We start from the raw sequence: 11,382 nt of genomic DNA on the forward strand, positions 1-11,382 counted from the left end.
GAGATGGGGAGGATAAGGAGATGGGGAGATGGGGAGATGGGGAGGATAAGGAGATGGGGAGATGGGGAGATGGGGAGATGGGGAGATGGGGAGAAAATTAGCTTTGTCTCTTAACTCCTAACTCTTAATTCCTAACTCTTAACTCCTAACTCTTAACTCCTAACTCTTAATTCCTAACTCTTAATTCCTAACTCTTAACTCCTAACTCCTAACTCCTTAAGTGTCGGTTGGTAACTGAGCAAATTTATCTTCGTAAATATCAATTTTCATTTCGCTATCGTCACGATTTGAAAGGGAGCGTTTAACTTGTCCTAAATATAGCGGTACGGAAAGTCCTGGCTCAGGGTGTACTATAGTGCGAGCGCGGACAGTTAACTGATTTTCTTCACGGGTGCCTAATCTACCATAGGAAAATAAATCGCTGGCGGCTTGACGTAAGGTAGCATCTAATTGTAAAGGAGTAATTTGGGGTGAGGTAGCAATTACAGCTTTCGAGGAACCGTTATCAAACACTAATTTATAGCGAATAGCACCCGGAATTACTGTGCGCGTCAAGGGAGTTAGTGAGAGAGGAAAGAAACCTCCCGTCAATACCAGCATAAATCCTGTTGCACCTGCTAATCGGAAACGAATACCCCATTTAAAAATAAAACCCACGAGTGTAATCACAGCAAATATCAACGTGGCAATACCTGACCATTGAGTGTACCGTGCAAAATCATCTGTTGAAAACATAACGGTTGAGTGTTTAATCGTTCATTTTTTAGTCAATGAATATATTTTACCGGGCAGTCTGCCGTCTGATGAAATAGTTTAATTCGCAGAATTCTCCAACACTATCTGGGTTATAATTTTTCACAATTTAATTAATTGCAAAAAAAATATGAACCTATTTTATAAAACGAGGTAATTACTTCTTCTTTATCAAAAAATATAAACTCTAATAATTTTTATCTAAAGTGTTTTGTTGTAGCCTTCGGTACATCTTCGATGAACGCAAGGGGTTGGAATTGCTTGACTACATAAGCGCAGATTCGCGTAGCGTGTCCGTAGGACAAACGTCTCGCTCCCACTACGAATGTTTTACCCCGCAAAATAAATGTGCTGGAGTACTCGGTTTGCTAATCGCAATTTCGGCTCTAAAAAAAATGTAGCATCCTTAACTAAGTATTCTGAAGATATCGGGTTTCTTATCTCTATAGGTGGAAGGGAACATAGCCTAACTATATTAAACTCAACCCAGAAGCAATAATTTATTACCAGTAAGTAGATAGGCGTAATTAAATATAAGATAAGACCTCACCACGCCACTTGCTACAACGCGGGAAACCCGCGCAACGCAGTGGCTTCTCAATCCTTCTCCTTATTAAGGAGAGGGAAGCCGGACTAAGGGTAAAGTTTTATATTTAATTTGACCAGTTACTTGTACAATACCGAGGATTACTCATGAAAGGGATAAGCGGAAAAAACGTTTTAGTCACAGGTGCAACTTCAGGAATCGGTCAGTCAATTGCAGTCAGATTTGCGGCTGAAGGTGCCAATGTCGCAATTAACTATCGCAAAAGCCCTGATGATGCTGAAAATACTGAGAAGTTGATTTATCAAGCCTGTAGTGAAGCACGTTGCGGTTGTGAAGGTAAAGAAATATTGGTACAGGCAGACGTATCAAAAGAAACAGATGTTGTGGAAATGTTTGCCGAAGTAAAAAAAGAATTGGGTGGATTAGATATTTTAATTAATAATGCGGGAATTCAAATACCTGGTGCAGCTGATGAAATCGAATTTTCTGAATTTGAAAAAGTCATCGACGTTAATTTAAAAGGTGCTTATTTGTGCGCCCGTGAAGCAATTAAACTGTTTCTGGGTCAAGGTAATGGTGGAATAATTATTAACGTTTCCAGCGTTCATCAAATTATACCTAGACCTCAGTATATAAGTTATTCAGTTAGTAAAGGTGGGATGCAAAATTTGACACGTACCTTAGCTTTAGAATATGCCAGAAGAGGAATTCGCGTCAATGCGATCGGTCCTGGTGCAACTGTCACCCCGATCAACGATGCTTGGACGGATGACCCAGAAAAGAAAGCGAACGTAGAAAGTCATATACCGATGGGGAGAGTCGGGACTTCTGAAGAAATGGCTGCGGTAACTGCTTTTTTATGTTCCGATGAAGCAGCTTATATTACCGGACAAACTTTATATATTGACGGTGGATTAACTCTTTATCCCGACTTTATCGAACCTTGGTCAGGAAAGGGATAGGAGATTTTGGATTTTGGATTTTGGATTTGTCCTACGGAGACGCTACGCGAATGGATTTAGGAATTATAAATTTAATAGTTACCAATTATCAATTTCCCATGCGCGATGCTCAATTCCCCACATAGTTGGTTTTATTTGTGCCGACTTACTTAATGCTAATCAGTTAATTTTACAAAATATAGCGTAGCGTCTCCGTAGGACAAAATCCTAACCAAACCAAACACATCCGTTGGCAAAATCTATTGCTCAACCCCAAGGTGTAGCAATTTACGACCCCACAAGGATTATCCGTCCCCTGGATATTTTTGTCGCAATGGCAAATATGTGTGGTATCACTGCTCATTTTGTCGGTACAATTACAACTCTGGGATTGTTCAATTGGCTGCACCCTGAGTTGTAATTATATGGCTTATAGAAAATCAATTTGGCTGAATATAGCGTTAAGTGGTGTTATTTCCTGCGGTTTACCCGTTGTCAATCACCGTCCTGCTGTTAGTGCGGAAAGGTTAAAGCTTTCTTTTGGGATAGTAGAAAGATCGATTTCGGTTGATTCTCTGGAAAATTTTGCTCAAACTGGTGAAGTAAATGATGAATTAGCAGAATATTTTAAGTACGTTCCTAAAGAGAGATTAGGAGATTTGAAACAAGTCTTAACTGCTCCCATCCCTTTAAGATCTGTGGAAGTTTCTCAATTTCTCTATTCACCTATTGGTGAGAAACTGTTAGAAAATTTTTCACAAGTATTTCAAAGTGAGTTTCGCGATCGCAATCAAACAATTGGAAATAAGCTGCGTCGTAGTAGTGGATTTTATGCAACTCGTTCGGCGTTGATTTTAGCTGCGATCGAGCCAAATAATTTCACCATTATAAATATATTACGCAAGTTTCCTTCTAAAAGTATTTCGATTGATTTATTTCGCAGTTTGGAAATTGGATTGCGAGCCAGAAATATTATAAATCGGACTCAAAAAGCGACCGCACTAATTAATCAAAAATCTTTATCAGAAACAAATAGTCAACCTGTATCAAAAAATATTTTGTCGGATACACTGCAAAAAAGACGTTTTACCTATACAAAGAAAAACCTTATTCTTAAGGATATACGTCGTATTCGTACCTTTCCAGTAGATATTTACTTACCGCAAACAACTAAACCTCTACCAGTAATTGTAATTTCTCACGGACTTGGCTCCGATCGCACGAGTTTCGCTTATTTAGCCAAGTATCTGGCTTCTCAAGGTTTTGTGGTTGCAGTACCCGAACATCCTGGTAGTAATGCTCAACAGTTACAAGCATTATTAGGAGGAATTGCGGACGAAATTACAGACCCTAGAGAATTTATTGACCGACCTTTGGACGTAAAATACATTTTAGATTATCTCGAAGGTTTATCCAATTCCGACCCCGCATATAAACGACGCTTCAATATGCAACAAGTAGGCGTAATTGGACAATCTTTCGGCGGTTACACTACTTTAGCATTAGCAGGTGCTGAAATTAATTTTCCACAGTTGAAAAAGGATTGTCCAGTTGACGAAGACACTTTGAATGTTTCGTTATTATTGCAATGTTTAGCTTTAAGTTTACCCGAATCTGACTATAAATTATCAGATCCAAGAATCAAGGCCGCAATTGCAATTAATCCTGTAGATAGCAGCATTTACGGTCAAGAAGGTTTAAGCAAAATCAACATTCCAGTCATGATTGTATCGGGAACATCCGATAATGTAGCGCCTGCATATCCCGAACAAATTATACCTTTTACCTGGTTAACTAACCAAAATAAGTATTTAGTTTTAATGAACCGTGGTACGCACTTTTCAACAATTGCAGAATCCCCAGATTCAACGATTCCCGTACCATCGCAAGTCATCGGTCCTTCTCCTAATTTAGCGCGTGATTATACAGAGTATTTAGCCTTGGCTATGTTCAAAACTTATGTTGAAAATGATTCAATTTACAGTCGTTATTTAAGTCCAGACTACATTAATTCTCTTGGTAAAGGACAATTATTTTTAAGTGTAATTCAAGAATTAACAAGTAAGGATTTAAGCTCGATCAAAAAGGATAATCAAAGATTGAATATAGCAATTTCGGGAAAGTGAATGGAATAAGAAACCTCACCCCCTCCCCTCTCCTTACTAAGGAGAGGGGTGCCGGAGGCGGGGTGAGGTTCCGAGTATTTGATATTACTAAATAACAATACATAATACCTTATTTACTAACTTACTAACTTGTAAACTGCACTACTTTCTGTTCTAAAACTTGAATAAAACCGACAGCAACTTGAATTAGTGGCCAAGCAATTAAGCAAATAAAACCTGCTTTACGAGTGGTAATATCTAAAGCTTGAGTAACTGCCACAATAACTGCTAATAGACTCCATAATGCTAAAACTAATTCTATTGGTCTTCCTAACAAGGGAATTAAAGTGAGAAAGTTTAATACTTGGGGTGCGTAAGCAAAACCAATTGGGCTTAGTAAATTATTGAATTTTGGATCTTTTGACTTGATCCATTGTCCAACTTTCCAAATAGTTAAAGTCCAAACATAATATCCAATGATAATTGAGACAACATCAATTAGAAGCGCTAATAGTAATAAATAAATTGCCGCTCGATTAATTAATAAAATGAAGATATTGCCCAAGGCATGAGAAACGCCAGCTAAAATGACAGTAGTTAAGGCTAACTGATTATTTAAAGGTGTGTTACAAGCATTATCGTAAAGCTCCGCGTTTAAAAGTAAAGCATTTTTAAGTGTATATAAAAATTGCCACTGCGAGTTATTTTGAGTTGCGTTCATAATAATCCGTGTTGAGTTTGCTAAAAAGTTGAATATAATCGAGTATTGTTGAATATGCAATAGTTAATAAAAAAATGTTAAAGCTAATTGAAAGAATTTTACGATGGCTCAGAGGAGAAACTTTAAAACTACTGATTTTCGCCGGTATATTATTACTTATCTGGGGAATTACTGCTCCCGTCGGAACTTTATCATGGTGGTTAAGTACTGGTACTCAAGCTTTAGGATTGGATAAAAATCCAACATCAGATTTAATTAAAAATAATTTTAATATAGCTAATACCGGAGAAAAAAATTGCTACATCGTCTTTTTACCCGGAGTCGGGGATTTTTCTGCTAACGAATTGACTCCAGGGGAAGAAATATTTCTCAATCAATTAGCAAAACTTCATCCTCAATGTGCAATCGTAGACGATGTATTTCCCTACTCAGCCGCAAATCAAAGCTTGGGAGGACAGCGATTGTTAGCACCTTTATGGCGTTTTGCTTCTCAAGGAAAGGGATGGTTGAAAAATGCAGATGTAGTGATCAAAATTCGTAATCTGTGGCGTTTTGCGATTTCTGCCGATAGCCGTTATGCTTCGATTTATAACCTAGGAATTGCCAATGCGATCGCAGAACGAATGAATGCGGCATCTCCTTTAAATAGTGCATCAAAACAGCCGATCAAAATTATTCTTATCGGTACTAGTGGAGGAGCGCAAGTATCTTTAGGCGCAGCAAAATATTTAAATAACTGGTTGAATACACGGTTAATCTTAGTTTCTGTCGGCGGTAGTTTCGATGGTGAAACTGGTTTTAATCAAGTTGAAAAAGTATATCATCTGCGAGGTAGTCGAGATTGGGTTGAAGATGTGACTAAAATTATATTTGCCGATCGCTGGGGAATAATAAATTCTCCTTTTATTCAAGCAGTACAGCAGGGACGTTATCAAGTAGTAGAAACTGGTTCCCACACTCACGATGGTGAGAATGGTTATTTTAGTACCGCGACGGTAGATCAAACTGGGACTACTTATGTCGGTTTGTTGTTGGATAAAGTCAATCAATTGCCGATTTGGGATGATTAATTTAAAATTCAACTAAAATTCAACTACCAACTCCCCAGAGCGACCGCCATCAACGCAATACTAATCATAATTACCAACATCACCTTACCACCAGGTACAAGCGGTTGATTCAATTCTTTATATGCATCCCGCTGTTTCCAAGCGATCGCAGCCGGAATTATACCACCCAAAATTGAGACGCTGAAGGTACCAGCATAATCCAAAGCAGTAAAAAATATGTTGGGATTGATTGCAGAAAAACCCATTGGAGGAAATAAAATCAGCGAAATTAACGGTAAACGTTGTGAATCATTCTCCGCAAACAAATTCATATCTCGAAATAAATCTTGCAACCCGTAGAAAAAGCCGATAAAAGATGTTGCGATCGCAAACTCGGAAAACACTGTAACCAAAATCCCCAACCATTGTCCCGCATCACCAGCCCGCAATACTTGCAACGGATCGAAATGATTATTCCCGAAATTTTCTAACATTGTCGGAGTTACACTTCCTAAAATCACCGCATTCCACAACACAAACATTATCAAAGGTATACCCGAACCGATAACGATGGATTGACGAACTTTACGTGCATCCCCTTCTAACTGAGTCGCAACTACTGGGACAATATTATGAAAAAACAGCGCTACCAACATCACTGAAAGCGCGGGAGTCAGCGCACCCCAATCTTGAGATAGTAAAGAAGTCGGATGTATCTGTGTGGCACCTAATACCAGCAACCCAATAAACGAAGCGATCACAATTGCCACAAAAAAGCTATTTAACTTTTCAATAAATCTGTCTCTTCCCAGATATAAAATGCTGCCAAATATCAAAGCAAAACTCGTACTTCCCATCCATGCAGGCACAGGTAAATCCCATATTCCTTTCACCGCAGAGATTAAAATTTCTCCACCTTGAGAAACATAGGCTATCAACAAAGCATAGTGTAAAAATAAATACGCACCACCCGCAGCCAGCGCTCCGACTTTACCTAAAGTACTATCTACTATTGCTAGCAAACCATTATTAGCGCGTCCACTGTAACGCATTCCGTTTAAAATCACCTCTGCAATCAGCAAAGCCGACACCACAGCATACAGCCAAACACCAATTAACAACGCTGTAGAAGGTAAGACACCAGTTGGTAAAGTCACCGCAGGTAAAGCCAAAATTCCCGCACCCACAGTAGTTCCAGCTATCAGTGCCGTACTGCCGACAACACTACCTGGTTTATGAATTAGCTTATTTTTATCAAAAGAAAGATTAGAAAACAACCGATTATCTGAAATATTCAACTTGTCAATTGTCTTCATAAAGTTAAATATAAAGTTATGTTAAGTATTTTAGCAAAAGGTTGAGAGTAGCTTCAAATTGTAGGGTGTGTTACGGCACAAGTTATATATCATTACAGGTTACAAGTTAGCGCGGTCGTAACGCACCAATTATTTTGAATTAAATAATCTGTTATTTGTAATCTTCTATTTCAACCATAAATCATGTTGGGTTACGGCGCGAATTTAACTTATAATTATCAATCAAATTTGTTCTTTGCGCCTAACCCAACCTACAAACTTCAAGTTTTGTAGGGTGTGTTACGGCACAAGTTATATATCATTACAGGTTACAAGTTAGCGCAGCCGTAACGCACCAATTATTTGTAATCTTCTATTTCAACCATAAATCATGTTGGGTTACGGCGCGAATTTAACTTATAATTATCAATCAAATTTGTTCTTCGCGCCTAACCCAACCTACAAACTACAAACTTATTTTTTAATAATTTATGAATATAAAATAATTAAAGAAGCTGATGAATAATTACTCCACTACAATAAGAAACTGTATTAGCGATTATTGATACACAAAATCCTTTTTTCCATCCGAAATATAAGACTTGCGAATACAAAAATCCTTCAATAAAAATAACAAAAATTTCAATTACAATAACCCTGAATGGAGATAATAAGTAAAACATGATGATTTGATTGCTTGTCCACGCTATGGGATGAGTTAAGAGAGTCGCACCGCAAGCTAAAGCAAACATTGCTACAAATTCTGTAAAAGATGAAAATCTTTTGAGATAATGAGCTAGCAACAAAACAATCGGTACTTCAATAGCTAAGGAAATTAGTAAAGCTATGAATTGAGTCATTGATTAAGATTTTAACTTGCATAAATTATATCAGCAGTTAAGAAACTCAGGGAAAATCAGTGATGATTTCTAATTTTAACTTTGTATGCTAAACGAATATTGTAAAAAAACATGATTAAATCTATCAAAATACTGATAGCTAATTAATTTACATTAATTCTCGTATTTTTTGTAACAACAATAGATAGTTAATATAGACAACGAATACTACGTAATTCAAATCTCTTGCTCGGCGTTCTTCGCGTCTCTGTGGTTAAATAAAAACTTACCATGCATAAAACAAACCAACCTGACCCCGTTCGTTTAGAAATCTTCAAAAACCTCTATCAATTCATTGCTGAACAAATGGGAATCGTGCTGCAAAATACCGCAGCATCGGTAAATATCAAAGAACGTTTAGACTTTTCCTGTGCAATTTTTGATGCTTCTGGTTTATTAGTTGCAAATGCTCCTCATATTCCCGTACATTTGGGTTCGATGAGTGAAAGTGTCCGTAGTTTAATTGTCGATAAAGGTGACAGTTTAAAACCGGGAAATGTCTATTTATCAAATAATCCTTATAACGGTGGAACCCATTTACCCGACGTAACAGCAATTACTCCAGTTTTCTCATCTTCTATCACTCCCATTTTTTACGTTGCTTCTCGCGGACATCAAGCCGATATTGGCGGAATTACACCCGGTTCGATGCCTCCTCATAGTAAAACTATAGAAGAAGAAGGAATTTTATTTGATAATTTTCTCTTGGTTGAATCAGGAAATTTTCGAGAAGCAGCAGTGAGGGGAATACTAAAAAATCATGCTTACCCAGCTAGAAATCCCGACCAAAATATTGCTGACTTCAAAGCCCAAATTGCCGCAAATAATCGCGGTGTTCAAGAATTACTCAAAATGGTTGAGCAATATCAACTGGAAACTGTTCAAAATTACATGACATTTGTCCAAGATAATGCCGAAGAAGCAGTACGAAAAGCCATCGACGTTTTAAAAGATGGTTCGTTTAGTTATGAAATGGATAGTGGCGCGAAAATTCAGGTTAAAGTTACTATAAATAAACAAAATCGTAGCGCGATCGTCGATTTTACTGGCACATCAAAGCAGCTAAATAGTAACTTTAATGCTCCCAAAGCTGTAACTCAAGCCGCCGTTTTGTATGTCTTCCGCACCTTGGTTAATGATAATATTCCTTTGAATGCAGGTTGTTTGAATCCTTTAGAAATTATTATTCCTCAAGGTTGTATGCTCAACCCAACTTATCCAGCAGCAGTAGTAGCGGGTAACGTGGAAACTTCGCAAACGATTGTTGATGCTTTGTACGGTGCTTTGGGTGTAATGTCTGGTTCTCAAGGGACGATGAATAACTTTACTTTTGGGAATGAAAACTATCAATATTATGAAACAATATGTGGTGGTTCCGGTGCTGGTGCGGACTTTGACGGTACGGATGCGGTACAAACTCACATGACAAATTCGCGTTTAACTGACCCAGAGGTATTAGAAACTCGGTATCCGGTACTTTTAGAAAGCTTTAGTTTGCGTTTGGGTAGCGGTGGTAAGGGAAAACATTCGGGTGGTAATGGAGTAATTCGTCGGATCAAGTTTTTAGAAACCATGACAGCGAATATTCTTTGCAGTCATCGTTTGGTATCTCCCTTTGGTTTAAATAATGGACAACCGGGAAAAGTTGGACTTAACTGGGTAATACGTAAAGATGGAAGTGAGGAAATATTAGATAGTACCGCAACAGTAGAAATGGATGCGGGGGATGTTTTTGTAATCGAAACCCCTGGTGGTGGTGGGTTTGGGTAATTTTGGATTTTGGATTTTGGATTCAAATACGTTTTGGTTTTAGAGAAGGCGATCGCTATGGGAAAATTAATGTTGCTGAATCAAAAAATCAAAATGTAAAGTGATGATTTCATGTTAATGGAGACGTAGCATTGCTACGTCTCTACAAGCATTTCTCGTTTGGTACAAAAATTCAAATAAATATAATTCATAGCTACAATGTCAGCTAATGAAATTACATAAAAAATAGAATAAGAAAGTAGCGATTCATTTTTTCTTCTATTTCTTATAATTATTGAATTTTTAGTTCATCACTTTAATATTACTTTTTCGCAATTATCCAAATTGCATGAATAATTCCCGGAAAGTATCCCAATAACGTTAAAAGGATGTTAATCCAAAAGTCAGGGCCGATACCAACCTGTAAAAATACTCCTAAAGGGGGAAGAAAGATAGCGCAAATTATGCGAATTAAATCCATGATTACCTCCTATTAATATTAGAATAATTTGGATTTTATTTACAATCCAACCATAGCATTTCTACATTAAAGGGGTAGGTTTATAGAAAAACATATCACCCACCACTAATTTTGGCTTTGTAACCAGATTTTTTCAAAATTTCTAGTATTTTTTGCTTATGTTCGCCTTGAATTTCGATTTCATTATCTTTAACAGTACCACCGCAACCGCACTGACCTTTTAACTGTTTTAATAATGCTTGTAAAGTTTCCGGCTGACTTTGAAATCCTGTAATTATAGTTACAGTTTTGCCTTTACGTCCAGCGCGGGTTGCTTGTACGCGCAAATCTTGTTTTTCGGGGGGTAAATCCGGTGTTCCTCTTTGAGTAGCAGCGGAATCGGAACCAAATTCTCGCCAACCAGAGGATTTTTCGGAAGCTTTGCGTTTTTCAGCAGCCATAATTAGATAATTTATTTTATAGTTTTGATTTTAACTGGCTATAGCCGTACAAGTGAAAAAAATACTTTACCCGGCGGTTGAAACCGCTGCTACACAGGCAAAACCCGCCTGCGCGGGTTATGAATTAATTGGTCTATTTAAGTGTTTCAACTAACTAAGCGATTTAATTGCGATCGTATTGGATACGTTTCAATCCCTAATAGGGATTAGTAGAAGTTTCAACCTACGCACCCGATGAAGCCCCAGTGCATACCGCGTTTCAATCCCTAATAGGGATTAGTAAAAGTTTCAACCCAAAAAATTTAATCGCGGGTAAAAAATGTTTTTGTTTCAATCCCTAATAGGGATTAGTAAAAGTTTCAACCGACAAGGCAGCATCAATAATTTTGGTGGTAGTTTTTC

11 protein-coding genes are annotated in these 11,382 nt (G+C 37.6%); 5 read left to right on the forward strand and 6 right to left on the reverse strand.

All coding sequences use genetic code 11. From position 1 onward, the window contains the following. Positions 1 to 216: 216 nt before the first annotated feature. A complete protein-coding gene (locus VB797_RS21620) occupies positions 217 to 735 on the reverse strand; it encodes a Ycf51 family protein (RefSeq protein WP_323239801.1) in 519 nt (172 codons plus the stop codon). Positions 736 to 1,446: 711 nt separating this feature from the next. Here VB797_RS21620 and VB797_RS21625 point away from each other — a divergent pair. From VB797_RS21625 to VB797_RS21635, 3 genes are all read left to right on the forward strand, one after another. After that, complete coding sequence (locus tag VB797_RS21625; protein ID WP_323239802.1) at positions 1,447 to 2,262, forward strand: glucose 1-dehydrogenase; 816 nt, start codon at positions 1,447 to 1,449, stop codon at positions 2,260 to 2,262. A 229-nt stretch (positions 2,263 to 2,491) separates the two neighbouring features. Beyond that, positions 2,492 to 2,662: a DUF3611 family protein gene (locus tag VB797_RS21630; RefSeq protein WP_416350890.1), complete on the forward strand. Its 171-nt coding sequence runs from the start codon at positions 2,492 to 2,494 to the stop codon at positions 2,660 to 2,662. A gap of 4 nt (positions 2,663 to 2,666) precedes the next feature. Continuing rightward, on the forward strand, positions 2,667 to 4,367 hold the full coding sequence (locus tag VB797_RS21635) for an alpha/beta hydrolase (RefSeq protein ID WP_323239803.1): 1,701 nt from the start codon (positions 2,667 to 2,669) through the stop codon (positions 4,365 to 4,367). Positions 4,368 to 4,491: 124 nt separating this feature from the next. Here VB797_RS21635 and VB797_RS21640 read toward each other — a convergent pair whose 3' ends face one another. After that, positions 4,492 to 5,067, reverse strand: coding sequence for a YIP1 family protein (locus VB797_RS21640; RefSeq protein WP_323239804.1), 576 nt, complete (start codon positions 5,065 to 5,067; stop codon positions 4,492 to 4,494). Between the two features lie 74 nt (positions 5,068 to 5,141). Here VB797_RS21640 and VB797_RS21645 point away from each other — a divergent pair, with 74 nt between their 5' ends. Beyond that, positions 5,142 to 6,137 carry a hypothetical protein gene (locus tag VB797_RS21645; protein ID WP_323239805.1) on the forward strand — a complete coding sequence of 332 codons (996 nt, stop codon included), beginning with the start codon at positions 5,142 to 5,144 and terminating at the stop codon, positions 6,135 to 6,137. Positions 6,138 to 6,160: 23 nt separating this feature from the next. Here the strand turns inward: VB797_RS21645 and VB797_RS21650 are convergent, their stop codons facing one another. Both VB797_RS21650 and VB797_RS21655 read right to left on the reverse strand, forming a co-directional pair. Next, a complete protein-coding gene (locus tag VB797_RS21650) occupies positions 6,161 to 7,432 on the reverse strand; it encodes an amino acid permease (RefSeq protein ID WP_323239806.1) in 1,272 nt (423 codons plus the stop codon). A gap of 485 nt (positions 7,433 to 7,917) precedes the next feature. Continuing rightward, on the reverse strand, positions 7,918 to 8,271 hold the full coding sequence (locus VB797_RS21655) for a hypothetical protein (RefSeq protein WP_323239807.1): 354 nt from the start codon (positions 8,269 to 8,271) through the stop codon (positions 7,918 to 7,920). Positions 8,272 to 8,541: 270 nt separating this feature from the next. Between VB797_RS21655 and VB797_RS21660 the strand changes: the two genes are divergently transcribed. Further along, entirely contained in the window at positions 8,542 to 10,080 is a 1,539-nt protein-coding gene (locus tag VB797_RS21660; protein ID WP_323239808.1) for a hydantoinase B/oxoprolinase family protein, read from the forward strand. Between the two features lie 301 nt (positions 10,081 to 10,381). On the opposite strand, the gene VB797_RS21665 is transcribed toward VB797_RS21660, so the two are convergent. Further along, positions 10,382 to 10,540, reverse strand: coding sequence for a YqaE/Pmp3 family membrane protein (locus tag VB797_RS21665; protein ID WP_323239809.1), 159 nt, complete (start codon positions 10,538 to 10,540; stop codon positions 10,382 to 10,384). Positions 10,541 to 10,635: 95 nt separating this feature from the next. Further along, positions 10,636 to 10,980, reverse strand: a complete 345-nt coding sequence (locus VB797_RS21670; RefSeq protein WP_323239810.1) for a translation initiation factor — start codon at positions 10,978 to 10,980, stop codon at positions 10,636 to 10,638. Positions 10,981 to 11,382: the final 402 nt, after the last annotated feature.

The sequence above is a fragment of the Rivularia sp. UHCC 0363 genome, assembly GCF_034931125.1.
GTDB lineage: Bacteria > Cyanobacteriota > Cyanobacteriia > Cyanobacteriales > Nostocaceae > Rivularia.

Excerpts from the sequence above, each read along its gene's own strand:
- VB797_RS21620 (WP_323239801.1), bottom strand. The coding sequence starts at position 735 with ATGTTTTCAACAGATGATTTTGCACGGTACACTCAATGGTCAGGTATT.
- VB797_RS21625 (WP_323239802.1), top strand. The coding sequence starts at position 1,447 with ATGAAAGGGATAAGCGGAAAAAACGTTTTAGTCACAGGTGCAACTTCA.
- VB797_RS21635 (WP_323239803.1), top strand. The coding sequence starts at position 2,667 with ATGGCTTATAGAAAATCAATTTGGCTGAATATAGCGTTAAGTGGTGTT.
- VB797_RS21640 (WP_323239804.1), bottom strand. The coding sequence starts at position 5,067 with ATGAACGCAACTCAAAATAACTCGCAGTGGCAATTTTTATATACACTT.
- VB797_RS21645 (WP_323239805.1), top strand. The coding sequence starts at position 5,142 with ATGTTAAAGCTAATTGAAAGAATTTTACGATGGCTCAGAGGAGAAACT.
- VB797_RS21650 (WP_323239806.1), bottom strand. The coding sequence starts at position 7,432 with ATGAAGACAATTGACAAGTTGAATATTTCAGATAATCGGTTGTTTTCT.
- VB797_RS21655 (WP_323239807.1), bottom strand. The coding sequence starts at position 8,271 with ATGACTCAATTCATAGCTTTACTAATTTCCTTAGCTATTGAAGTACCG.
- VB797_RS21660 (WP_323239808.1), top strand. The coding sequence starts at position 8,542 with ATGCATAAAACAAACCAACCTGACCCCGTTCGTTTAGAAATCTTCAAA.
- VB797_RS21665 (WP_323239809.1), bottom strand. The coding sequence starts at position 10,540 with ATGGATTTAATTCGCATAATTTGCGCTATCTTTCTTCCCCCTTTAGGA.
- VB797_RS21670 (WP_323239810.1), bottom strand. The coding sequence starts at position 10,980 with ATGGCTGCTGAAAAACGCAAAGCTTCCGAAAAATCCTCTGGTTGGCGA.